We start from the raw sequence: 22,678 nt of genomic DNA, 5'->3' as shown, positions 1-22,678 counted from the left end.
CCTGGCCTGCGCGTCGCTACTGGCTCCCCCTCGACGGCCATGAGGCGTCCTCCGCTACCACTTCCGAGACTTGCCGCCACCCGAAGCAGCGCAGCTGTCTATGGTGTGGCAACGCTCGATTCGCGCGGTCGAATTGCCGATCGGTCCGCCATGAAGGAACTCCAGTGGACCCCCGGATTGCGACTGAGCATCCGGGAGCGTCGAGGGCTGATCGTCGTATCAGCTGACAAGCAAGGCGTCTTCAAAGTAACGAAGGAAGGCCACGTCCGACTGCCGGCAGTGGTCCGTCAGTGGTGTGGCCTCGCCGCTGGCGACCGCGTACTCATCGTGGCTGAATCAGCCAGCAACCGTCTGGTGGTTCATCCGCCGGCGAAGCTCGACGAGATGATTGGGCAGGCCCACGATGCAGTCTTTGGGGGCGAGCATGAGTGACGCCTCGGCGAGTCAAGCTGAGTTGGACGCGGCTCGGCTCCTTCTTGCTCGGATGGGCATCTCGCCTGCCGACCTTCTGGAAGCCGCCGTGGCTCGGCCTCCGTCGCCGACCTTCGCCGAATACGTTCCCGTGGTGGCGGCTGCGGTCTCGGAAGGAACGCGACGTGCCTATGGCTCCTATTGGAAGCGTGTGCTGGAGCACTGGGGCCAACGCCGGCTGGACGAGCCCACGCCGTCAGAAATTGAAAAGCTGGCGGAATACGTCAAGACGCACGTTGTGGCCCGGCGAAATGCACGCGGAGGCCGAAGTGCGGCGGAACATCTGATTGCCGCCTTGCGATGTCTCTACAAGAGGGCGGTAGCTGATGGTTTCATCGCAGAGTCTGACAACCCGGCTTTAAAGGTGGCGAAGCCTCGGCGTCTGCCAAGCACACGACGGGCGTTGGCGGACACGCGGCTGGCCGAGATAAACGAGGTCGCGGCCAGCACGGGTAACGATCCGGCCCTCGACACCTTGCTCTTGCGGCTGCACACCGAAACGGCGTGTCGGCGCGGTGGAGCTCTGGCGCTCCGTCCGGTTGACCTTGACCCGGACCAATGTTTGATTTTGCTTCGAGAGAAGGGGGACTCGGTACGTTGGCAACCAGTTTCTCCTACGCTGATGAGATACCTGCAGCGCCATGCTGAGGAACGGGGCGCGACGGCGACAGGGCAGCTGCTTCGCTATCGGGACGGTGAGCCCATCACGCGGCGGCGTTACGACCATCTGTGGGTACGCATCGGTGAGCACCTGCCGTGGGTCCACGCCCAACAGATCAGTATCCACTGGATACGTCACACTACTTTGACATGGGTGGAAAGGAACTTTGGCTATGCTGTCACGAGAGCCTACGCCGGCCATTCAGAGGATGGCGGCGACGTTGGCACTACAGCCACCTATGTAAAAGCAACGTTGCAGGAAATCGCCGCGGCCCTGTCGGCGCTTACCAATGAGCCGCACCCCCTGGCCTAGTCATCTGGTGGGGTCTGGTCTTGCGGGACCGGACCCCACCGCAGGATCGGTCGGCGGTTTGGAAGCGCAAGTAGGGACTCGCCGTTAACTGGGCCGCCTGTCATTAGCGTCTGCCTCGGTGGCGTTCTGAACGACTGTGTCATCTGGTCAATGAAGCGGCGCGGACTTGCCGCAATCGGGATAAGAGCAATAACCGTTGGCTCCTGGGGTGTAGGGGTGATTTGGCCGGGTGCTCGCTGCGCGTCGCGCGGTGGGAGGATGTTTGTGGTTTGGATCCAGTCCGGCAGCCGTACTAGATCCGTCCGGCTGTCGTACTAGGGGTGGTGCTGTGGCCGTACCAACCCCTGAGTCCGTGGGAACTCGAAGGCGATAGGCGGTCCGCGCCTTTCTGCGGCGCGCGTCTTCCACCTTCGGCCTGAACCGGATGACCCAGCCCAACTTCTCAAGTCGGTTTAGCCAGACGCCGATGGTGGAACGGGCCAAACCTGTCGCCTTTTCCAAATCTGTCAAGCTCGGCGAGAATTGCGGAGGGATCACCGCGGTTGCGGTATCGGTCCAGGTCAAGAGGGTCAGGACAACATGGCGCCCGGAAGGGGCAAGAGAACAGTCAGCGTCTCGAACTGCACGCTCTACGGCCCATCGATCTACCATGCAATACGCCCCCTCCGGCCATGGCATTCGCCGGTAGCTCTTGATGCCGTGTGGCATCGGAGCCTCGTGACGCTAGCGGTGAACCTGAGCTCTGGCCAGGTATGCGCTTGCTCGTCATGCGCTTTCGAGGTGTCGGCGGCGACGGTGACCTGCGGCTTTGGCGTAGGTGGAGATGCGGCCACCATTGGTTGGTTTCGGCTCGTGATTCGGGCAGGCTGGCCTCAGTAGGCCGGCAGCCGAAGTCGCCGCAGGCGCGCGGTGCGTCGTCGCGATGCAGGCGAGGGCGTGGGACTGCCGGGGCCAGATTATGGCTGCGGGCGAGTGGGCCGGTTCGGGTCGCGCCGCGTTGTGGACAGCGGGATCAGTGGGCGTCTCGCCGGGCGTGTTCGGCGGCAAGTTGGGCGGACTCCCGCGCGGCTTGCTCCATCCTCAGGGTGCTTTGGATGATGGCGTCGATGCCTTCCCTTGCTCCGTCGGATAGTTGCTCGATGGAGCGCGTCATCACCTGGACCCTCGCGCTGACCGGTGCCGGGTCAAGAAAGTAGCCCGCACCGACGCCGAAGAACTCGGCCAGGGCCGTCAGCGTGGAGGCTGTCGGGTTGTCGTGCGCTCCGATTCGGAGCTTGCGGATGTTCTCCGCCGAGATGCGGAGCCCTCTGGCTTTGAGCGCGTCGGCCACCTCGGCGTCGGTATAGACGTGGTTCGGGCGGTGCTTGACGTACAGCTCCTGCAGCCGCTCGCTGATCAGCGCCGGGCTCGGGCCACTGGGTGGCTTTTCGTTCTGGTGCATCATGGCGTCCCCCAGACTCCAACTAAAGTTGGTCCGAACCCAAGTTTGTGTGGAACCCTGCCGTGATCTGTGCTTGACTCTCAGTACCTGATCCACACAAAGTTGGACTCGCGCCAACTTTGGTTGGTTGAGGGTAGCGCATCGGCGGCCTCCGTGGAGGGGGCTGCGAGGCCGTGATGCGTTCGTGAGGACGTGACGCCGAGTGGCGGTGCGGACTCTGATTTGGCCTGATCGGGTGGTCGACGTCCAGGTCGTGACAGTAACGGGGGACCGGCTCGCGGCGGAGTCCTGCCGTCGCTGGCCAGTGCTGTGCGGCAAGCCCTCGGGGGAGGCGGACGTGTCAGATTTATCGACTGACCGATCAGGCCACCTCGCCGGCTCCGGGACCTCTTCGGAGGTGCCGGAGACCGGCGAGTGGGGGGCGCTGGCGGAGCGGGCATCACCCGCTCCGCCAGGCGGACCCGGCCGATCTGTCGTGCCAGCTGCGACGGCGGAGAGCGGTCCGTGGTGGTCGCGGGCAGCGGAGCGGGCTCCGCGGGAGATTCCCCGCGAGTTCGGCGGCGGCAGTCAGGTGGAGTCGCTGTGGCTGCGTGCGGCGTCGCTGCGGGCGGGGTGTCCCTTGGTGGCCCTGTCGTCTGCGGACGGCGGTGTCGGTCGATCGACGCTCACGGCGGCGCTCGGTGGGGTGCTGGCGCTTGCCAGCCCTGCTCCGGTCGTGGCGATGGACGCGACCGGGCGTGCGTGGGGTGGGCTGGGCCACCGTGTGGCCCGGGGCAACTCCGCATCGACGTGGGATGCGGCGGCTGCGGAGGAGCGGCTGGCTGACCCCCTGGTCGCTGAGGGGTTGATGCAGCGAGGGCCGACTGGCCTACGCGTTCTGGTCGGTGAGAGCAAGATGACGGCACAGCGGCGCCCAACTACCTGGCCGGAGACGTTCGGCGTGATCGGCCATTTGCGGTCTGTTTACGCCATGGCGTTGCTGGATCTCCCTGCGGCGGACAACACGCCGACGTGGCGGGCGTTGGGGTGGTCGACGGTGCCGGTGTTGGTGACCCGCGCGACCGTTGATGCGTTGCAGCACACCATGCGGTTGCTGGCGCATCTTCGCGCTGCGGGACTCGATCAGGTGGCGGAGTCGGCGGTGGTGGTGGTCATGACGACCACGCACTCCACCGCGCGAGAGGTTCGCGCGGTCGAGCACCTGGCGCGAAAGGCGGCGACGCATCTCGTCCGGGTGCCCTTCGATCCGGTGCTCGCACGCCCCGACCCGCTCGATCCGCGGTCGTTGAGCAAGACCACGCGGACCGCGCTGACCGAGGTCGCCTCGATCGTCGTCGAACACTGCCCCGCTGATCCTGGTCCATCACGCGAGGGGGCTTCTGTCGCCTGAGGACGGTGACTTCACACGGGGGAGGAACTAGCTGTGATCGTGCATTGGGTAGCTGCCGTGATGACGGTGCGAGCGCCTTCGGTGGTCGCCGCGCTGGCGCCTGATCCGACGCCGACGCCGACGCCATCCGGGGGCTTCGACTTCGGTCGGATCAGCCCTGACCCGGCGGCGGTGCCGCGTTCGGACCTGTTCTACAAGTTGGCAAACGCCGCGCTGTTTCTCGGCGTGATTTCCGCCGTCGCCGGTCTCGCGGCCGGCGCGATCGCGTTCGGCATCGGACCGATCTTCGGCGCGCACATCATCAGCGATCGAGGCAAATCAATGATGTGGAAGGCCGGGCTCGTGGCGATCGTCGTGGGTTCGGCCACAACGATCATCGGCTTCCTGTTGAACAACATTTAGGGGGTGCCCCGCGTGCGGGGAGCAACTTACAAGGCAACCGACGGCGGACGCGGATCGGCCGTAGTTTCGCTGCTTCTCTGCGTGGTGGTTGCCGGGGCGGCGGTCTTCGTTGCGGGCCGCGCGAGCGCACCCGAGCGGAGTGCGCCCGAGTCGAGTGCGCCTGAGCGCTACGGCGACCGTCTCGTCCGGGGAGTGCCGGTTGGCTTCGCTGGCACGCCTCGCGGCGCCGCTGACGCGGCGGCAGCGTACGTGGTGGCGGTGTCCGCCGCGGCGGGCCGCCCGGACGTCGAGCGGCAGGCACTGATCGACACGATCGCAGTCGACGGTTCGGGTCCGGCGGTGGCCGAGATGATGGGCGCCGCCTCACCGTCGACCGACGGTGAGGCGATTTCCCAGACCGTTGCTGCCCGGGTGTGGGTGCCCGACGCGGACGTTGACGCACAGGTGCAGCAGGGCACCGAGATCACGGCGCGGCTGCTGCTCTGCGCGCTCAGCGGGTCAGCGACCGATGGTGTGGTCGCCGGCCCGGAGACGGGTTTGGCGGGTGGCTGGTACGTCCAGTCGGTGACGGTGCGCTGGACGCCGGAGCGTTGGCGTGTGGTGGCGGCGCAGCGGCCGTTGCCGGTACCTCCGCCTGATCAGCGCGGCACACGACGCGACGGCGGTCCGCGCGACACTCAACCGCTGCTCGACGTGCTCAGCGCTCGCTCGTGGGTGCCGGGGACGGTCTGATCTCATGTCCTGGGTCAACGCTTCCTGGCGGGGGATCGGCGTGGCGATCAGCGTGCTGACCTTGGTCGGCGCGCTATCGCCAGCGCAACCTGCTGCGGCAGCACCCGCCCCGACGCCGGCTCCGTCCGCCCCGGCCAAACCGTGCCCAGCGCCAACGTCTGACGGGCAGTTGTCAGGGCCTGGCCAGGAGCAGGCGAGACCGGAGGTGAACTGGTGCCTGCCGTGGGCGGAATGGGAGTCCGGCGACGGGTGGATCACCGACTGCGCTAAGGCTGTCGGCGCTGTGGAGCAGGAGCGCTGCGACGCGGTGTCGCTCACGCTGCAGTCACCGCCGCCGGCGGATACGGCGTCGGTGCTCGACGATCAGTCTCCGAAAGGCGGCGCGTCGCCCGTGAGGTGCGAGCGGTTCGCCGACAGCGCCGCCGAGGACGCGGGCAACGCCGAACGGTGGACTGCCAAGAAGATTCGATGCGAAGCGTTGCGTGCGTCGCTGTTGCCGTTCTCGTCCGTCAAGCCGGCGGGCTGCAAGCTCAGTGTGAGCTGCAGAGTCGACGAGAAGGCCAAGGATATCGCTCGGTCCGGGTTCGAGGGCTTGGCCGACATTGCCGTGGCGGGTTTCGCCTGGGCGTTGAGCAAGCTGGCCGAGGTGGTGTTCGAGCAGTCCTCCGCCGTGGCGGACGAGCCGTTCTACGACGTCTACAACGACATCTCCGGCGTACTGATCTTGATGGTGCTGCTCGTCTTCATCATCTCGACGGCGATCAACGGATTGCGCATGAACGGCCCTGGGCCCCTGGCCACCCTCGGTGGGTTGGTGCGCGCGATGTTCGGGATCGCCTTCGCCGGTGGCATCGCCTACATCCTGATGGCTGCGTGGGACGAGGCGACCGTGGCGCTGATCGACCGCAATCAGGAACGCGACTGGCAGCCGAGCATGTGGGTGGACGCGCTCAACGCGCTGACCGCGGACACCGGCACGATCCTGCTGGCCTTCGTCGTCGCGGTGATCAGCGTGATCGGGCTGGTATTGGTGTTCGTGATGCTGTTGTTTCGCTCCCTGCTGGCCGCCGGGGCAGCGTTGTTCGGGGCGATGGCCATGACCGGTCAGGTGATGGCCGAGACGCGTTCGTGGGGCCGTAAGTGGTTCTGGACCTGCAACGCCCTGGCCAGCTCGAAGTTCTTCATCGCCGCCCTGTGGATCTACGGCACACGCAGCACTTACGAGAGCGACAACGTCCTCAACGTGCTGCGCGGCATGTTCATGATCATCCTGATGGTGCTCGCGCCGTGGATTCTGCTGCGGTTGACGAGCATGTGGGACGGCTACCTGGCCGACGTCGACGCCCGAGGCTTCCTGACCTCCGCTGCCAGCGCGGTCGGCATGGACGCCGCCGCCCGCCGTCTGGCCGATCCACTCAGCGGTGGAGGCGACAGCGGCGGCGGCCCAGACGCCGCGTCTCTGATGCAGGGCAACGCCGACGCGATCCCGACAAACCCCACCAGCGGTGCTGGCCCGCTCGGCACACGGCCCAGCGCCGTTCCCGAGGCGGTGCAAGCGCTGCAAGGAAGCGGCGACAGCGACCAGATCGGAAAGCCGAGCGGTGAACCGGGAGCTGAAAACGACGGCGGAGAGAACGGCCAAGAAGCTGAGGGGATCGAGCGCGACTCCCGCACCGCTCAAGACGATGTGGCGAAGGGACAGCTCACTGCGCCCGGAGACGCCAGCGGACAGCCCGCGCTGCCGGTCACACCGAACGCCATCGGAGAGAAGGCCACTGGCGCGGATGCCCCGGCAGTCGGCAGCCCGCAAGGCGAGGACGCTCCGCAGGCCCCGAGCGGCGGGGGCGCCTCCACCCCGACCGGTGCACCTTCTGCCGAGACCTCGCCGTCACCTCCGGCTCCGACACCAGAGGCGTCCGGGCACAGCCCAGCAGCCGGCTCGGCCGGGCCGTCCAGCTCAGGTCAGCCTTCGCAGGGCGGTGCCGCCTCCGGCGTCGGAGCAGGTCGCGCGGGAGGTGCCGCTGCGGGTGGCGCCGCCGAAGTACCCATCGTCCCGGTCTAGGTGAGGAGTCCAGGTGACCCAGTTCCAGTTTCCGCCGCGGTCCACGCGTGGCTCAATCATGGGCTTTTCGGCGGGGCAGATCGGCACGGCTGTCGCCGGCGTGATCTGCCTGGTCGTCGCCGCGAACCTGCTCGCGACCGGCCGGCAGGGCGCTGCCGGTGGCATGCTGCTCGCGGCGGTGCTCCTGCTCACGGTGGGCCTGCTGCGGCTACGCGGGCGGCGGGTCACCGAGTGGGCCCCCATCGTCGCCGGGGCGCTGGCGCAGCGCGCCGCCCGTCAGGACCGCTACCGCGGTGGTGCCTTCGCCGCCACCCCGGGCAGCACGCATCTGCATCTGCCCGGTCCTGCCGCCGGCTACCGCTGGCTGCCGGCGGTGGCCGCCGACGGATTGACCGAGGTGGGGCTACTGCACCACCGCCGTGAGGGCACCGTCACTGCGGCCCTGCTCTGCGCGGGCAGCAACCTGGTCCTGGCCGACACGTCGGTGCAACAGCAGCGCCTGGCCGCGTGGGCGGACGTGCTGAACCTGCTCGGCACCGAGTACGCCGACAGTGGTCTGGCCAGGTGGGCGCTGACGGCCCGTGCGGTTCCGGACTCCGGTAACCGGGCGCAGCGCTACCTGGTGCAGAAAGCGGTCGACACCGACACGCTCGCGTACCGATCGCTGGCGGAACTGACCGCCGCGGCGGCGCCGTCAACGCAGCGCCACGAGGTGTACCTCAGCGTCGTGTTCGACACCAAGAAGCTATCGGCGGAGATCACCGACGCGGGCGGCACCGACGCGGCCATCGCCACCGTCGTGCTCGACAAGCTCGGCGGGGTGCAGGCCGCGGTCGCGGAGGCCGGCGTCGACACCGTCGGCTGGTTGACGCCCCGGGAGTACGCGGCGGTGCTGCGCACCCAGTTCGACCCGGAGGACCAGCCGCACGTGGACATGCGGGCCTCGGCCACGCCCGGGGTGGCACCGCACATGGCCGGGCCGATTGCCGCCGAGAATATCGGCTGGTCGTCCTACCGCCACGACTCCGGGTTCTCGCAGAGTCTGTGGGTCTACGAGATGCCGCGTCAACCGGTCGCGATGACGTGGATGACCGCCCTGTTCACCCGCACCGTCGGTCGACGCGCGGTCACGGTCATCGCCGAGCCGGTACCCGCGCAGCTCGCCCAGTTGGCGACCCGCCGGGACAAGGTCGCCCGCGCCGGCGACGAGATCACCAAACGCAGGATGCGTCTGGTGCGCACCGCCCGGGAGGACGAGGAGGCCCGCTCGGTGGAGCAGGTCGACCGGGAGCAGGCGGCCGGGCACGTGCGCTACCGCTACGCGATCGTCGTCACCGTCACCGCCGAGAGCGAAGAGCAACTCCGCCATGACGTGCGGGCGATCAAACGGGTACTGGGCCGCACCGGCTGCCAGGCGGTGGTGCTTTACGGCGAGCAGGATCAGGGCTTCATCGCCGGGGCGCTTCCCCTGGCCCGCGGGCTCAAGCCGATGCGGGGATGGTTCGCGTGAGCCGCGCACGGGTGCAACGAGAAGGATCGCTCGCGCACCGCATCGCACAGTCCGCGGACCGGCGGGATCTCGCGGCGGCGCAGGCCGAACTGGAACGCGAGCAGCGCGCTCTGCGCCGGACATCGGAGCGGCTGCTGGGCGCACCGCCGGTTGACGGGCGCGGTGCCCTGGGCCGGGCCGCCGGGCGGGCGTTCTGGCGGCTGCGCCTACCGCCGCTGGTGACCACCAGCGCGCAGCTGTGCAGCGTGTACCCGTTCGTCGCCGACCCCGGCCTCGGGGTGGACGGCCCGCTGATCGGCCAGGAGGTGTACTCCCGGACGGGGTTCGTGTTCTCGATGCGGGAGTTGTACCGAGCCGGGTTGTTGGGCGCACCGAACATGGTAGTCACGGGGGAGATTCGCAGCGCGAAGTCGTCGCTGCTCAAGACGATCGCGTTCAGAGGGATCCCGTTCGGCACCCGGTTTTACATCGTCGACGTCAAGGGCGAGTACGACGCCCTCGCCCGGGCTGCGGGGATCCGGCCGGTGCGCGTCGGCCCCGGCTCGGGTGTGGTGATGAACCCCCTCGCGGGCATCCGCCGCCAGCCGGGGCAGGGCGAGCCGGAGTGGCTGCAGATCCAGCGGGCCCGCCGGCTGCTGCTACTGGAAGGGCTGCTGGAGATCCAACTCGGCGGTGCCCTCAGCGAGGCAGAGCGTTCGCTGATCGAATACGCCCTCGACGCCGTGACTCGCAGCGACGACGGCACCAGCGCCGAACGGCTCGCTACCCCGACCCTGTCGCTGGTCCTCGCGGCGATGGGCGATCCGCAGGCGTGGGCGCACCGCCTTGCCGGCGTGAACTACGACATCGACCAGTTCGCCGCCGACAGCCGACGTGTCAGGCTGGCCCTGGAGCGGCTGATCACCGGTGTCCTCGGCGGAATCTTCGACGCACCGACCGCGGCGACGCTGACGGTGGACTTCGACCAACCCGGAGCGATCCTCGACCTGCGAGACGTGCGGACCTCGGATCAGATGACGGCGATGGCGATGACCTGCGCCCAGTCGTGGCTGGAGACAGAGCTCACCCGCCCCGACGCCCCGCCGAGAATGTGCCTGTACGACGAGTTCGCGCTGATCGCGCGTCACCTCGGGCTGGTGCGGCGGATGCGCGAGCAGATGAAGCTGGCCCGGGCCTTGGGCACGGAAATCATCCTGGCGTTTCACCGGTTTTCGGACTTGGCGGCCAGTGGCAGCGCCGACTCCGAGCAGGTTCGCATCGCCCGAGGGCTCATCGAAGACACCGGCGTGCGCGTCTCCTACCGGCAGGCACCGGGCTCGCTGGACGCCGCCCGCGAATTCCTGGGCACCACCGACACGGAAACTGACCTGCTGCTGCACCTGCGTCGCGGCGTCGGGTTGTGGAAGGTCGGACTGCGCTCCTACGTCGTCAAACACCAGCTCTCCAGCGTCGAGCAGGCCATGGTCGACACCGACAGCCGCATGCTCGACAACCCCGAGAACGAACCGCGGGAGCTGACCGACTCCGAGTACGAGGCGCGGGAGTCCGCCGCGGTGGGGCAGGTGCGCTGATGGCCGGCTCGCTGATGTCCCCCGGAAGCCGGCTGCCGCGCCGCGGCATGCCCCGCGCCGACATCCTGGCCCGGCTGGTTCTGCTGGGCCTTGCCGCGTTCTGCACGCTGCTGGGCACCTTCACTCTGTGGCTGGCCGGTCAGGTCGGTGGCGTGCTCACCCACGCCGCGTGGCCGGACACCTCGCCGCCGGACGCGCCCGGCATTGCCGGGCGGATGATCCTCAGCGGCGGCGACCCGGCGGCGGCATGGCCCGCTGCGGCCCGGGCGGACCTGCCCCCGACCGCGCTGCTGTACGTGCTGTGGATCGGCCTGTTCATTGGAGCCTTCGCTGGCCTCGGCATGCCGGCGGTCCGATTCGTACAGCGGCGGGTGCAGCGGCGAGGGTTCGCCAGCCGAAAGGACCTCGACCGGGTGGTGACCGCGTCGGCGGTGCTTCGGCGCGTCGACATCCTTCGGCCTGGCCTGACCATTCAGGCGACCGACCGCCCCGAGAGCGCGTACGCGAAGGCCCAGCGACGTCAGGACCCGTTGGAGGTGGCGCGGTTTCTGGGGCACCACGCGCTGACCGGAGAGCCGCTGTACCTCGCCAACGAGTACAGCGAGCTCCTTGCCGGCGCGGCGCGCTTCGCCGGCAAGACCAGCCGGTACATCGTGCCCCGGGTCGCGGACGCCCGCGGGGCGGTCCTCACCACCTCCACCCGCCTGGACGTCGCCGCCGTCACCTACTACCTGCGCGCCGAGGTCGGCCCAACGTGGATCTTCGAACCGCAGGGCCAAGTGCCCGGACTACCCCGGCTGCGATGGTCGCCGATCGAGGGGGCGCACGATCCCGACATCGCAGCCTTGCGCGCTAAGGGCTTCGCCGCCGGGGCCGGCCTCAAGGGCAACGTCGAGAACGGCCAATACTTCCAGGATCAGGCTGCGTCGATCATCCGCGGTCTGCTTCACGCCGCCGCTCTGGATGAAAAGGCCACCCTGACCGATGTGGCCAGTTGGGCGGCCAACCCCAGCGACCCGCGGGCCGAGCGGATCCTGCGCCATCACCAGCAGACGGCGTGGGCCGACCGGCTGGCATTCCACCGCGAGTCCACCGGCCGTGGCCGCGAGAGTATTCAGTCTGTCGTCTTCGGAGCGCTGGATCCGTTCAGCAACGCCCGGATCTTGCGCGCCTGCTCCCCGCCACGCGGCGAGCAGTTCCAGCCGGAGCAGTGGCTGGATGAGTCCGGCACCCTTTACCTGGTCGGCACCCGCAGCGGGCAGTCGCTGGTCGCTCCGCTGTTCGCGGCCATCGCCGAGGACATCATCTACCGCACCCTGCAACGCTCCTTCGTCGCACCCGGCGGACGGGTAGAGCCCTGCCTGTACCTGATCGGCGACGAGATCACCAACATCGCGCCGATGCCGTCGCTGCCCGCACTGGCCTCCGAGGGCGGCGGCGCTGGTATCGCCCTGTCGATCTCCTGTCAGAACACCCACCAACTGGAGGAGCGGTGGGGCCGCGACGGTGGGCAGGCATTGCGCGACAACGCGAACGCCCGCTTCGTGATGGGCGGTACGCAGGACGTGGCGGCTCTCAAAGACGCGCAGTCGTTGCTCGGGCAGGTGCAGGAGCTGTCGTCGGCGGCCAGTTGGGGCGGGGGACGCGCCAGCGTGCAGGAGAACGCTCGACGGGAGAACCTGCTCGACCTCGCCGAGATGCGGACCCTGCCCACCGGCCACGCCCTGGTGCTGCTCGGCAACATGCCCCCGGTCGAGGTCGTGCAACCGGCGTGGTGGGAGCGCCCGGACGCCGATCGTTTCAAGGCCGCCCAAGCCGCTTTCACCGCCCGACTCGAAGGGCGGCGAGACTGATGACCGACCGCGCATTCCTGTTCGATATCCCGGCCGAGGCGTCGGGAGAGCAGCGGGCAATCGCTGAGCTTGCCGAGCTCATCGACTCGCTGCGTGTCAGCGTGGAACGCCTCGCCGAGGCGCACGTGGCGCTCGGTGAGCGCGTCGAGGCGATCGACGGTGACGCGGCGTGGGCGCCGGCGGGCCACTGCTGGCGGGACCTGGACGCCGATGCCGCGCGGCAACTGTGGGCGTGGCTGATCGCCTGGACGCGGTGGCTCGTCGACCGCTACGGCCTGGCCCAGGACCTCGGCGCGTGCTGGCCAGCACACCCGGCCCTGGTCGAGGAGCTGACCGCGCTGAGCGTGTCCTGGCACCACGCGTACTCCGGCAAAGCCGACCCGGACGCGCCGCTGCGCTGGCATGAGGCGCTGCACCGGGCCCGGCACCGGTGGCAGGCGTGGGACAGCACCCGCTGTCGGCACGGGCACCACACACCCCGCAGCGCCGACGCCGTCTGGTCCGCACCGTGGCCCGACGACGCCGAACAGGCCGTCACCGGCGACATCGCCGCGCGGCAGCGTGCGGTGCCGGCGCGCTCAGAAGGAGGGACGACATGACTTCACCGGCAGAGGTCACCAACGTCTGGGACTGGCAACGCTTCGAGGCCGCATTGTTCGGGCTGCGCGAGGGCGTCGACTCGCTCCACGACTACATCGCCGAGATACACGACGCGCGCCACGACCGGCGCGACGACCAACAGGAGGAAAGGCAGCAATGGACAGAGCTGGACGAGACGACGCGGCGCGAGACGGAGCTGGATTGGTCCAGCGACGGGCACCTCGACGGGGACTACACCCGCGACGTCGGCGAATGAGTGTCACCGTACGCACCGCCAAGGCTCCGCTGGCCCGCATCGGCGTCGGCCTGGAGCAGCTGCGCCACGACATCGACGCTCTGGTCGAGGTTGCGGCTGGCCAGCCGCAAGCGCGCCCGCAGCTCGTGGAGATCCACCACCGGGTGCGCCTGCTGGGACAGCAACTCAACGCCGCGCTTGGGTCGCCAGATGAGTCGGTCCCGCCGGAGGAACGGCAGTGACACCACGTTTCGTCAGGGCGACCATCGCGGGAGCTGCCACGCTGCTGCTCAGCGCGTGTGCCGGGAGCGGTCCCGCTCCGAGCATTAGCACCCCTACCACCGACCCCCATCCCGAAGGTGCGGTGCCGGCCGAGACTCTGGCTGCGGATCCCGACGGCGTCCTGCGGGCCACGCCAGGCACGGCCGACCCGGCGGCGGTGACCGCCGCGCTGAGGTTCGTGCGGGCCTGGGCGCGCCCTGACCTGCCCGCCGAACGCTGGTTGGCAGGGGTGCGTCCCTACGCCGTTCCCGCCTACGCCGATCGGCTCGCCACGGTGGTGCCAGCCAACGTGCCTGCCACCCGGGTTACTGGCGCGGGCCGGGCGGTGGCGGCCACGGCGCAGCGGGTCGACGTCGATGTCAGCACCGACGCCGGGGTGTTGCGGGTGGTCTGTGTGCGCGGCGACGCCGGGTGGCTGGTGGCCACGCTCGGTGTCCGGGAGGAGGCTGCGGCGCGGTGAACCGCGGATGGATCGGGCTCGGCGTGGTGATCGTGGCCGTGTTGCTGCTGTGTGGGCTGCCCGTGGCGGTGGTGCTCAACACCCCTGCGTCGGCGTCGGCGTGTGCTGCCACCGGCCCCTTGCGCTCGGCCATCGGGGCCGTTGAGGCGGTGGGACGGTGGGACGCCGAACAGGTCGGCAACGCCGCGCAGATCGTTGCCGTGGGGCGGGCGAATGGTGTGCCGGCCCGCGGGTGGGTCATCGCCGTGGCTACGGCCATGGTCGAGTCGAGCCTGCACAACCTGAACGGCGGTGACCGCGACTCCCTCGGGTTGTTCCAACAGCGCCCCAGCCAGGGGTGGGGCACGCCCGCGCAGATCATCGACCCGGTCTACGCCGCCACGAAGTTCTACACGAAGCTGCAGCGCATCGGCCGGTGGGAAAGCCTGCCGCTGACCGTCGCCGCGCAACGCGTTCAGGTCTCCGCGTTCCCCGACCGCTACGGCAAGTATGAAAACGCCGCCGAGCAGGTCGTTGCTGCGGTCGTCGGCGTCGCGACGATCGCCGACCTACCCGGGGCCAGCCTCGCCAACTGCTCGTCAGACCCGGTCACGGTGGCGGCGTCGGGGTGGACGGCGCCGCTAGGCGCTGCGGTGGGTAGCGGCTACGGACCGCGCGGCGGCAGGCTCCACGCCGGCGTCGACATGGGCGCGGCCCGTAACACGGTCATCCACGCGGCCAGTACCGGGCGAGTGGTGTGGGCGGGTTGCGACTCGAGCACCGGCAACTGTGACGTCGACGGCAGCCCCACCACCAAGGGGTGTGGCTGGTACGTCGATCTGGTGCACGCCGACGGGTATGGCACGCGCTACTGCCACATGGTCCGCCGGCCCGACGTCAGCGAGGGCGACACCGTGCAGGCCGGTCAGCGGCTTGGCCTGGTGGGCACCAGCGGCCACTCGTCGGGCCCGCACCTGCACTTCCAAACCCACCAGAACGTGTGTTCGGGATCGCGGTGCGACCTGGACAACTCCAACTCCACCAACCCCGTCGAGTTCATGCGCCAACGCGGCGCCCCGCTCGGCGAGGAGAGGGGGTGAGGCGTTGGTCGGAGGCGGCAGGTAGGTCATCAGCAACAGCACGGGGGAGAAGACATGTACGACGAGGATGAAGGCATCGAGCGTCCGCGCCGGCCGGCGCCGCAACCGCCGCCGCCGCAGGACCGGGGCGGGCAGGTCGGCCAGCGGCGCAACCGCAAGCCCAACCGGCGCCCGGCACGGCGCAGGTGGACGCAATGAGCGCCGCCACGGACCGCCGGCCACGTCGAGTCGCGGGCATCTATCGACCGCCGGTCAACGCAGCTCGGATGCCGCCACCGCGGCCGGGGCCGCTGGCGCAGCTGGTGCGCACCGCCAACACCGTGCGCGCCCAGGTGGAACGCGGCGTCCTGCGCGACGAGGGACTGACCTGGACCACCTACGACGTGCTGGTGTTGGTGTGTGCGCGCCGCGCGGTCGAAACCCGCACGGCCGCCGCCGAGGTTGGCATCGCCAAGGCCACCTTGACCAACGCCCTCGTGTCGCTCGTCGACCGGGGGTTGGTACGCCGGGACCTTCAGGAGGATGACCGACGGCGGGTGGTCCTTCGCCCGACCCAGGCCGGCATGGACCTGGCCCGCCGCGTCCAGGGCCCCGTTGAAGCCGAACAAGCCCGCCTGTTCGGTGAGCCTGGCATGCCGTCGGGAGACAGCCTGGCCCGGGTTCTGCGGTCTCTAGCCACCCGCTCTCGTCAGGACGGCGCCACCGACGAGCCGGACGCGACCCGGTGAACGGGCGCATCGGTGTAGCCCGCGGCACCGCCCTGTACGTCGGGGCGGTGCTCGGGCCCGGTGTTCTCGTCCTCCCAGCGCTGGCCATGCACGCCGCCGGCCCGGCGTCGCTGCTGGCCTGGGCCGCCATGCTGACCGTGTCGGTGCCGATCGCGGCGGCATTCGCCGCCCTCGGCATCCGCTACCCCGACGCCGGTGGGGTGGCCACGTTCGTCCGGCAGGCGTTCGGACCAGCAGCGGGCACCGTCGTCGGTTGGTGGTTCGTCGCGGCAGTTCCACTCGGCATGGTCGCCGGGGCTCTGGCGGGTGGCCGGTACGCCGCTACCGCCCTGGGGTGGGGACCTGCTGCGGCTGGGTGGATCGCCGCTGGTGTCCTGGGCTTGGCATACGTGATGAACCTGTTCGGGTTGCACGTGTCCGGGCGCGTGCACCTTGCGCTCACCGGCGGGCTCTTCGCGCTGCTCGCGATTGTCGTCGCCGTGTCGCTGCCACATGTCGCAGCCAGCCGGTTCGAACCATTCGCCCCGCAGGGTCTCGCTGGAATTGGCAGCGCCGCCGCGGTGCTGTTCGTCGGCGTGTGTGGGTGGGAAGCCGCCGCCAACCTGGCGGGAGAGTTCGCGCGCCCTCGCCAGCAGTTGCCCGTCGTCGCTGCCGCGAGCCTGAGCATAGTCACCCTGCTCTACGTCGGTCTCGCGATCTGCACCGTCGGCGTCCTCGGCGCTGCCGGTGGAGATACCGAGGTGCCTCTTCTCCTGTTGCTCGATCCCTTCGCCGGGCCGGGCGCGATGGCAATCACCGCGCTGTGCGCGCTGCTGTTGACCTTCGGCGCGATCTTCACCTTCATTGCCGCCGCATCGCGTGCCGGTGCGGCGCTGGGCCGTGACGGCGCCCTGCCAAGGTGGCTTGCCGCCAAGGGCGTCGTTGGGGTGCCGAGGCGCAGCCTCGCTGTGCAAGCGAGCGCCGCGGCGGCGGTCGGGGTCGCAGCGCTGGGGGCGCCAGCGGTGGTTGACGTCGACCTGCTGATGCGCGCGTTCTCGGCGCTCGTGGCATCGGTCACCCTGCTGGGACTCGCCGCCGCCGTGAGACTGCTCTCGTCTGCGGTGATTCGCACGGGCGCAGCGGCAGCGGCGGTCGTCGTCGGCGCGGTCGCAGCGTTCGGTGGGCGTCTGGTGATCCTCCCGGTAGTCGTGGCCACTGCGGCATGGGCCTGGCACCAGCGCCATCCTCGGCCGCCCGCGCCGTCGGTCCCTGCACCACGGACGGAGCCCGCCGTCGGGGCGACGTCGAAGCGGATCCAGGCGCTAGCCGGCAACTCCCGGCAACTGCACGATCGCCTCGCCTCAGACGCACGCAACGCTGCGCGAACTCGAAGCCGCCCGCGCGTTCGGCGGTCATGACCGGCGGCGGTCGCCGGCTCTTCCCTGGTCGGCGACCGCCGCCCTTCTGCTGCCCGAACGACCGGCAAAGGAGCCCTTGGTGACTGTGACCGCTGCGCCAGCTAAGCCCGCTCTAGCAGGACTGGGCTGGCGCCTGGGTGCCCTGTACGGGCCCGCGATCTACGGGGTCAGCGCCGCTGCCGTAGCGCTCCCGGCCGCCGCCGCCGGATTGCACGCCACCGGATCTGCGGCGGTGTGGATCCTGACCATTCATGCTCTTGGACTCGGCATCGGCGCGGCCGTGGCCGGACGAGCCACCGATATCTGGGGCCTTCGCCGCGTACTCACTCTCGGGGCTGCTCTCCTCGCCGTCGGCACGATCGTGTGCGCGAGCGCGCCCGTCCTCATCGTCGCCGTCGCCGGTCGCGCGATGATCGCCGCTGGGTCCGGGACGATGACCGCGACCGCGCTCACGCTCGCCGCCGGCCATCCTGGGCCGCAGCGGCCGATGGTGTTGGCGCGGCTCGGGGCGATGATGGCCCTGTTCTCGGCGACCGCGCCGTTGGCCGGTGCGCTCGTCACCGCCGTGTCGTGGCGAGCAACGCTGGTGCTGCCCGCGCTGTCGCTGGTGGCGCTGCCCTTGTGCTGGCCGCTGACCCACCGTCGACGGGTCGCGGGGCGGGTCGACGGGGTGGGCGCTGGCCTGCTGGTGCTCGTCGCAGCAGGGCTGCTGCTGACGATCCAATCCGCCACCCTGCACATCCCACAACCGGCCGTCATCGCCCTGCTGGCCGGCACCTGCGCGCTCGGAATCCTGCTGATCGTCCACACCAGGCATCTCCGCACCGGGTTCCTACCGGCGGCAGTCGTAGGGAGCCGACGGTTTTGCCTCGCGGGCCTCGTCGGAGCCGGTGTGTACGGCGGGCTGTTCGCCTGCGTCTACGCCGTACCGCAGATGCTGACCCGCCTCGGCTACAGCGCCCAAGGCGTCGGCCTGCTGCTTCTACCCGGCGCAGTCGCAGCGGCGCTGATGGCCCGCCTCGCCGCAACCGCCATACGCACCCTGCCGCCGCAGCGCGTACTGGCTGGCACAGCCGCCCTGTTCAGCGCCACCGTCCTGCTCGCCGCCGTCAGCCAGCGGCCAGCGGTGTTGGCCTGCGCGGCCACGGCCGGCTTCGCAGCCTTCGCCATCGCCCAGATGACTCTGACCGCTGCCATTTCAGCGCACACGGCCCCTCCGGCACAGGCCGGCGCTGTAGGCCTGCTCAACCTCATCTTCTTCATCGGAGGAGCGCTCGGGTCAGCAGGTTGCGCCGCCCTGTGGCACCCGCTCGGGCTACCCACCGCGCTCGCCGCTACGGCAGCGCTGCCGGCAATAGCCACTGCGGTCGCGTGGAAATGCCGCCTCTGACAGACGCCCCACGACATCACCCAGCACCCCTACGTGATAGCCCGGCACTCTCCATCCTTGGCCTCGACAGGAGCGAACAATGAGAGCAAACCCCCTCAACGGACCTGCCCAAGACCCTCGACTCGATGCCCTCCTGCGCCAGCTCACTGCCGCGCAAGCCACGAACATCGGTTTCCCCGCAGCCGTCGACATCGACTACCGCAATGTGGCGCCGCTGTTCGCGCACCTGCTGAACAACGTTGGCGACCCTGACGCCTACCCAACCCACCCCAACCACAGCAAAGACTTCGAACGTGAAGTGCTTGCCTTCCTCGCCGGTCTGTTCCGCGCGCCCGAGCGCTGGTGGGGTTACATCACCAGCGGCGGCAGCGAAAGCAACCTCTACGCCCTGTATCTGGCCCGCAGCCGTTACCCCGACGGCGTTGTCTACTACTCGACCGCCACCCACTACAGCGTCCCCAAGGCTGCCCATCTGCTGGGCATGACCACGGTCGTTGTTGACGCTCAGCCCAATGGCGAGATCGACTATGACCAGCTCGCTCGGCTCGTGCGATGGCACCGAGACCGGCCCGCCATCGTCGTGGCCAACATCGGCACGACGATGACCGAAGCGATCGATGACGTGGGACAGATCCGCGCCGCACTCGACCGCATCGGAATCACCCAGCGCTACATCCACAGCGACGCCGCGCTAGCCGGGGTCCCCCTAGCGCTCGCGGACGACCCACCCGGATTCGACTTCGCCGACGGCGCCGACAGCATCTGCGTCAGCGGCCATAAATTTCTCGGCACGCCCCTGCCCTGCAGTGCGGTCATAGCGTTGCGACGCCACACCGCTCACCTGAACCAACTCGTCGCGTACACCGGCTGCGCCGACGGCACTATCACCGGCTCCCGCAACGGCCACGCCGCCGTCATGATGTGGAGCGCCATACACCGCTACGGCCGGGAGGGGCTGCGCGCACGAACGTACGACGGCCGCGAGTTGGCCGCCTACACCTGCCGCCGCCTGCGTGAAATCGGCTGGCCGAGCTGGCGCAACCCCGAGGCCATGACAGTCGTCCTGCGTACGCCTCCGCAAGCGGTCTTGAAGCGGTTGGCCGCTTCCGACCAGTGGTGGATGGAGCCATGTGATCTGCATGCCAGGAGTCAGCCGAACCCAGATCGACCAATTCATCTACGACATCGTCGATGCCGCTGGGCCGCATGATGCTTCGATCGCGGAAGCGAGCGTGCCGCTGATCGGGACCTCGGACGCCCCGGCTCCACGTGGGGCGTCCGAGCTGCAAGTCGTACCGACGGAGGCACGCTGAGGCCGGCTCGGTTGAAGGACTTCCAGTCACGGGATCGTGGTGGCAGTAGGTGGGCACACGGTTGGTGAGAAGCGACGAGAGTCGGACTAGCAAGTGACCCGGCCGGTCTCTGTTGTCGGCGTGACTGCCGGCCGGGTGGCGCGCGCTGGTCAGGAGGAGCAGGTGTTGAGCATGCTCTGTAGTGCGGACTTCTCCGAGGATTGCAGGGTGAGGCTCCAGTTGTACTTCACGGTGATCCACATTTTGCTGTAGGTGCACCGGTACGACGACAGGGACGGCTGCCAGGTGGAGGGGTCCTGGTCGCCCTTGGACTGGTTGACGTTGTCCGTTACCGCGATCAGCTGCGGGTGGGTGAGGTCGTTGGCGAAGCTCTGCCGGCGGCTGGTCGTCCAGGAGTTCGCGCCGGAGCGCCACGCTTCGGCCAGGGGCACGACGTGGTCGATGTCGACGTCGGAGGCCGCGGTCCAGGTCGCTCCGTCGTACGGGCTGTACCAGCGGCCCGAGGTGGCGGCGCAGGAGCTGTCGACGCCGACGGAGGTGCCGTCGCGCTTGAGGACCTGTTCGCGGGTGTTGCAGCTACCGCTGATCGTGATCCAGTGCGGGAAGAGGTCGCGGGAGTAGCCGCTGGTCGAGCCTTGGGTGGCCACGTTCAGGGCGTTGAGCTGCGACTGTGCTGTCGCCTTCGACGGGATGCCGGGTGGCGTGGCCGAGGCCGGCTGTGCAGCCACGGCGGCCAGGTAGGTCCCCGCGAGGGCGGCGACCGCGAGGACGGCAGCACGGCGTATGAGACGCGGGAAGGACGTGACAGAGGGCGCGATTGGCATGAGCGGCAGCCTTTCGTCAGGGGTGGACGGCAACCGTCTCTGACGATCATGTCAATCGATGGTCGTGCCCGTAAAGGATGCCGTTCTGGCCACTGACCATTCGGGATCCCCTGGCGCCCGCACTCCTCCTGGCAGACGACCGGCCTATCCAGTGCTGTGCATGCCGGCACCGTGGGCGGTGCCAGCTCCGACCCGCAGGGGGATGTGGTCCCAGGTTGTCGGCTGCTGTCATCTACTGCCAAACCGCGTCGCCCTCACCGGGCAATGCGTGGTCCGCCGGAGAGGTGGCAGCCATGCTTAGCTGGCGGTGCTGGCATCAGCCGTTGCCGCTGCGTCTGTCCATCCAAGGAGCTGCCTCATGGCTACCGTCTCAGTCCTGTTCGTTGGCGGCGTCGCTGATGGAGCCATCCGAGACATCCCCGCACAAGCCGATGGAAGCCCTCCGCACGTCTGGCAACTTCAGCAACGCAACGAGGTGACTGCTACTGGCGTAGACGTTGACCACCTCTACGAAGCCGCTCCCACACCTGGCGATGACGGCGTGTGGATCATGCGCTACGTCCGCAGCGACCCCGCCTGAGAGACCCGGAGCCGGATAAGTGCTATTTCTTCCGGCATGTCTGTGATCCGGTATCAGCGCAGGTGACCCGTGAGGTGCGAACGCGGGTGCTGCTCATCGTGCTCCCGACTACCGCTGACCTACTTTCCCCTGTCGTCCGTCGCCGCCTCGCGTCTGAGGTCAGTTCCCATCGAGCCCTTGCCGGTAGCCGCCCGGCCGGATGTGCACGCTTTCGCCCTCGATCGTGATCAGGTCGGCGTCATTTCCGCCGTTGGTAATCGGGTCCCAGGCTCCGTGCAGGGTGACCGTCGGCGTGGTGAAAGTCAGGTTCTCGGCCAGATAGAAGATATAACGCTCGTGGCCCTGTTCCCACAACCCGTCGGAGCTGTGCGGGTAAGTGTCGAAATCGACCTCGTTGTATTGCGGGTCTAGCAGGTGCACGAACGCCTTTTCGGCATCCTTGGTGACGCGTTTGCAGTAGGACTTCCATTCCTCGTCCGAGGGCTGGCTGAGTGTATCGCCCGCCTCCAGCATCCGCACCGTCATTGGCTGGGCGCGTAAGGGGAAGAGGTACATCTCGTCAGTGACTCTGGAGCCGGGAGTGCGCGGCCACTCGTTGGACAGGATCTGTTGGCGTTTGCGGTGTGCGCGCTGGAAGAGCCGCTGGTAGGTGTCGGCTTTCGAGGCGATGCCGACGTATAGCAGTTCGTAGGTGGCAAAGTCGCGCCACTCATGGAAGCCGAGGATGCCGGGGAGGCGATGACTGCGATTGTAAATGAGCTTCTCAGTGCTGAACCACTCGAACAGCTTGGCGATGCCCGCGTCGACATCCTCGGGCGTGCCGTCATAGAACAGCAACGCCTTCTCGTTCCATAGGATGGTAATTTCACCATTCTCCGGGTCGATGCCTTCGATGTTGGAGGCGAGGTGCGACGGATGGAGGGTCACCGAGTCGCTGATCCCCGTCCCGGTGCTGATCTTCAAGTGCAGCAGACCCTCGTCATCCTGGCGGAACTCGGAAAACCTCGCCTCGGCGCGCATGGCGATCATGTAGAAGTCGCTGTTGCGCAGCCGGTCGACGACCCCCTGCTCTGAGATAACCCACTCGGCTTCCTGGTTCGAAACTGGCGGATACGTCAGTTCTAACGACGCCACCATCCCGTTCATCGCCAGCACGTGTGCACTCTAGTTGATGCCGTCAATGGCTGTCGGGGTGGCAGAAGCTGTTCGAGTACGCCGATTACTTGATCAAGAAGGCCAGAAGCTACAACGCCTGGTCCGCCGTGCGCCGGTTCAACGGTCCGGCTGCGTCGGGCGACGATCGTACTGGCCTGGGCGGGCGGGCGGGCGGCAACAGCGTGCCGGTGATCGCCGCCGGGTCTAGGCCGACGAGGACTCGGTGCAGC

General features: G+C 68.7%; 22 protein-coding genes. 19 read left to right on the top strand and 3 right to left on the bottom strand.

What is annotated here, in order from left to right; all coding sequences use genetic code 11:
• Positions 1-105 precede the first annotated feature (105 nt).
• Both ACGFIQ_RS24000 and ACGFIQ_RS23995 read left to right on the top strand, forming a co-directional pair.
• On the top strand, positions 106-432 hold the full coding sequence (locus ACGFIQ_RS24000; protein WP_393247073.1) for an AbrB/MazE/SpoVT family DNA-binding domain-containing protein: 327 nt from the start codon (positions 106-108) through the stop codon (positions 430-432).
• Positions 425-1,444 carry a tyrosine-type recombinase/integrase gene (locus ACGFIQ_RS23995; protein ID WP_393247071.1) on the top strand — a complete coding sequence of 340 codons (1,020 nt, stop codon included), beginning with the start codon at positions 425-427 and terminating at the stop codon, positions 1,442-1,444. The genes ACGFIQ_RS24000 and ACGFIQ_RS23995 overlap by 8 nt, the downstream gene beginning before the upstream one ends.
• Before the next feature lie 1,012 nt (positions 1,445-2,456).
• Here ACGFIQ_RS23995 and ACGFIQ_RS23990 read toward each other — a convergent pair.
• Positions 2,457-2,885 carry a hypothetical protein gene (locus tag ACGFIQ_RS23990; RefSeq protein WP_393247069.1) on the bottom strand — a complete coding sequence of 143 codons (429 nt, stop codon included), beginning with the start codon at positions 2,883-2,885 and terminating at the stop codon, positions 2,457-2,459.
• A gap of 571 nt (positions 2,886-3,456) precedes the next feature.
• Between ACGFIQ_RS23990 and ACGFIQ_RS23985 the strand changes: the two genes are divergently transcribed.
• The 17 genes from ACGFIQ_RS23985 (at position 3,457) to ACGFIQ_RS23905 (ending at position 19,786) form a co-directional block, all read left to right on the top strand.
• Positions 3,457-4,275: a MinD/ParA family protein gene (locus ACGFIQ_RS23985; protein WP_393247067.1), complete on the top strand. Its 819-nt coding sequence runs from the start codon at positions 3,457-3,459 to the stop codon at positions 4,273-4,275.
• Positions 4,276-4,308: 33 nt separating this feature from the next.
• Complete coding sequence (locus tag ACGFIQ_RS23980) at positions 4,309-4,677, top strand: hypothetical protein (RefSeq protein ID WP_393247065.1); 369 nt, start codon at positions 4,309-4,311, stop codon at positions 4,675-4,677.
• A 3-nt stretch (positions 4,678-4,680) separates the two neighbouring features.
• Complete coding sequence (locus ACGFIQ_RS23975; RefSeq protein WP_393247064.1) at positions 4,681-5,409, top strand: hypothetical protein; 729 nt, start codon at positions 4,681-4,683, stop codon at positions 5,407-5,409.
• A 205-nt stretch (positions 5,410-5,614) separates the two neighbouring features.
• Complete coding sequence (locus tag ACGFIQ_RS23970) at positions 5,615-7,471, top strand: hypothetical protein (RefSeq protein ID WP_393247062.1); 1,857 nt, start codon at positions 5,615-5,617, stop codon at positions 7,469-7,471.
• Between the two features lie 13 nt (positions 7,472-7,484).
• Complete coding sequence (locus tag ACGFIQ_RS23965) at positions 7,485-8,981, top strand: SCO6880 family protein (protein WP_393247060.1); 1,497 nt, start codon at positions 7,485-7,487, stop codon at positions 8,979-8,981.
• Positions 8,978-10,552, top strand: coding sequence for a hypothetical protein (locus tag ACGFIQ_RS23960; RefSeq protein WP_393247058.1), 1,575 nt, complete (start codon positions 8,978-8,980; stop codon positions 10,550-10,552). The genes ACGFIQ_RS23965 and ACGFIQ_RS23960 overlap by 4 nt, the downstream gene beginning before the upstream one ends.
• Positions 10,552-12,405 (top strand): type IV secretory system conjugative DNA transfer family protein, encoded by a 1,854-nt coding sequence (locus tag ACGFIQ_RS23955; protein ID WP_393247056.1) that lies wholly within the window; start codon positions 10,552-10,554, stop codon positions 12,403-12,405. The genes ACGFIQ_RS23960 and ACGFIQ_RS23955 overlap by 1 nt, the downstream gene beginning before the upstream one ends.
• Positions 12,405-13,004 carry a hypothetical protein gene (locus ACGFIQ_RS23950; protein ID WP_393247054.1) on the top strand — a complete coding sequence of 200 codons (600 nt, stop codon included), beginning with the start codon at positions 12,405-12,407 and terminating at the stop codon, positions 13,002-13,004. Before ACGFIQ_RS23955 ends, ACGFIQ_RS23950 begins: the two co-directional genes overlap by 1 nt.
• Complete coding sequence (locus tag ACGFIQ_RS23945) at positions 13,001-13,261, top strand: hypothetical protein (protein ID WP_393247052.1); 261 nt, start codon at positions 13,001-13,003, stop codon at positions 13,259-13,261. Before ACGFIQ_RS23950 ends, ACGFIQ_RS23945 begins: the two co-directional genes overlap by 4 nt.
• Positions 13,258-13,482, top strand: a complete 225-nt coding sequence (locus ACGFIQ_RS23940; protein ID WP_393247050.1) for a hypothetical protein — start codon at positions 13,258-13,260, stop codon at positions 13,480-13,482. Before ACGFIQ_RS23945 ends, ACGFIQ_RS23940 begins: the two co-directional genes overlap by 4 nt.
• 122 nt (positions 13,483-13,604) lie before the next feature.
• Complete coding sequence (locus tag ACGFIQ_RS23935; RefSeq protein ID WP_393247048.1) at positions 13,605-13,982, top strand: hypothetical protein; 378 nt, start codon at positions 13,605-13,607, stop codon at positions 13,980-13,982.
• Positions 13,979-15,061 (top strand): M23 family metallopeptidase, encoded by a 1,083-nt coding sequence (locus tag ACGFIQ_RS23930; protein ID WP_393247046.1) that lies wholly within the window; start codon positions 13,979-13,981, stop codon positions 15,059-15,061. Before ACGFIQ_RS23935 ends, ACGFIQ_RS23930 begins: the two co-directional genes overlap by 4 nt.
• Before the next feature lie 54 nt (positions 15,062-15,115).
• Positions 15,116-15,259, top strand: a complete 144-nt coding sequence (locus tag ACGFIQ_RS23925) for a hypothetical protein (protein WP_393247044.1) — start codon at positions 15,116-15,118, stop codon at positions 15,257-15,259.
• A complete protein-coding gene (locus ACGFIQ_RS23920) occupies positions 15,256-15,789 on the top strand; it encodes a MarR family transcriptional regulator (protein WP_357248362.1) in 534 nt (177 codons plus the stop codon). The genes ACGFIQ_RS23925 and ACGFIQ_RS23920 overlap by 4 nt, the downstream gene beginning before the upstream one ends.
• Positions 15,786-17,186: an APC family permease gene (locus tag ACGFIQ_RS23915; RefSeq protein WP_393247042.1), complete on the top strand. Its 1,401-nt coding sequence runs from the start codon at positions 15,786-15,788 to the stop codon at positions 17,184-17,186. The genes ACGFIQ_RS23920 and ACGFIQ_RS23915 overlap by 4 nt, the downstream gene beginning before the upstream one ends.
• 79 nt (positions 17,187-17,265) lie before the next feature.
• Positions 17,266-18,576 carry an MFS transporter gene (locus ACGFIQ_RS23910; RefSeq protein ID WP_393247040.1) on the top strand — a complete coding sequence of 437 codons (1,311 nt, stop codon included), beginning with the start codon at positions 17,266-17,268 and terminating at the stop codon, positions 18,574-18,576.
• Between the two features lie 79 nt (positions 18,577-18,655).
• Positions 18,656-19,786 carry a histidine decarboxylase gene (locus tag ACGFIQ_RS23905; RefSeq protein ID WP_393247038.1) on the top strand — a complete coding sequence of 377 codons (1,131 nt, stop codon included), beginning with the start codon at positions 18,656-18,658 and terminating at the stop codon, positions 19,784-19,786.
• Between the two features lie 252 nt (positions 19,787-20,038).
• Here ACGFIQ_RS23905 and ACGFIQ_RS23900 read toward each other — a convergent pair whose 3' ends face one another.
• Together ACGFIQ_RS23900 and ACGFIQ_RS23895 are read right to left on the bottom strand one after the other, a co-directional pair.
• A complete protein-coding gene (locus ACGFIQ_RS23900; RefSeq protein ID WP_393247036.1) occupies positions 20,039-20,713 on the bottom strand; it encodes a DUF1524 domain-containing protein in 675 nt (224 codons plus the stop codon).
• 739 nt (positions 20,714-21,452) lie between these two features.
• Positions 21,453-22,448, bottom strand: a complete 996-nt coding sequence (locus tag ACGFIQ_RS23895; protein ID WP_393247034.1) for a hypothetical protein — start codon at positions 22,446-22,448, stop codon at positions 21,453-21,455.
• Positions 22,449-22,678 lie beyond the last annotated feature (230 nt).

The sequence above is a fragment of the Micromonospora sp. NPDC048898 genome (assembly GCF_043198035.1).
Lineage (GTDB): Bacteria > Actinomycetota > Actinomycetes > Mycobacteriales > Micromonosporaceae > Micromonospora.
The sequence above is the reverse complement of the archived record's forward strand: the minus strand, read 5'-3'. Positions and strand labels throughout refer to the sequence as shown.

Coding starts and splice junctions, on each gene's coding strand:
- ACGFIQ_RS23940 (WP_393247050.1), top strand. CDS start 13,258: ATGAGTGTCACCGTACGCACCGCCAAGGCTCCGCTGGCCCGCATCGGC.
- ACGFIQ_RS23905 (WP_393247038.1), top strand. CDS start 18,656: ATGAGAGCAAACCCCCTCAACGGACCTGCCCAAGACCCTCGACTCGAT.
- ACGFIQ_RS23995 (WP_393247071.1), top strand. CDS start 425: ATGAGTGACGCCTCGGCGAGTCAAGCTGAGTTGGACGCGGCTCGGCTC.
- ACGFIQ_RS23920 (WP_357248362.1), top strand. CDS start 15,256: ATGAGCGCCGCCACGGACCGCCGGCCACGTCGAGTCGCGGGCATCTAT.
- ACGFIQ_RS23900 (WP_393247036.1), bottom strand. CDS start 20,713: ATGCCAATCGCGCCCTCTGTCACGTCCTTCCCGCGTCTCATACGCCGT.
- ACGFIQ_RS23955 (WP_393247056.1), top strand. CDS start 10,552: ATGGCCGGCTCGCTGATGTCCCCCGGAAGCCGGCTGCCGCGCCGCGGC.
- ACGFIQ_RS23990 (WP_393247069.1), bottom strand. CDS start 2,885: ATGCACCAGAACGAAAAGCCACCCAGTGGCCCGAGCCCGGCGCTGATC.
- ACGFIQ_RS23925 (WP_393247044.1), top strand. CDS start 15,116: ATGTACGACGAGGATGAAGGCATCGAGCGTCCGCGCCGGCCGGCGCCG.
- ACGFIQ_RS23950 (WP_393247054.1), top strand. CDS start 12,405: ATGACCGACCGCGCATTCCTGTTCGATATCCCGGCCGAGGCGTCGGGA.
- ACGFIQ_RS23945 (WP_393247052.1), top strand. CDS start 13,001: ATGACTTCACCGGCAGAGGTCACCAACGTCTGGGACTGGCAACGCTTC.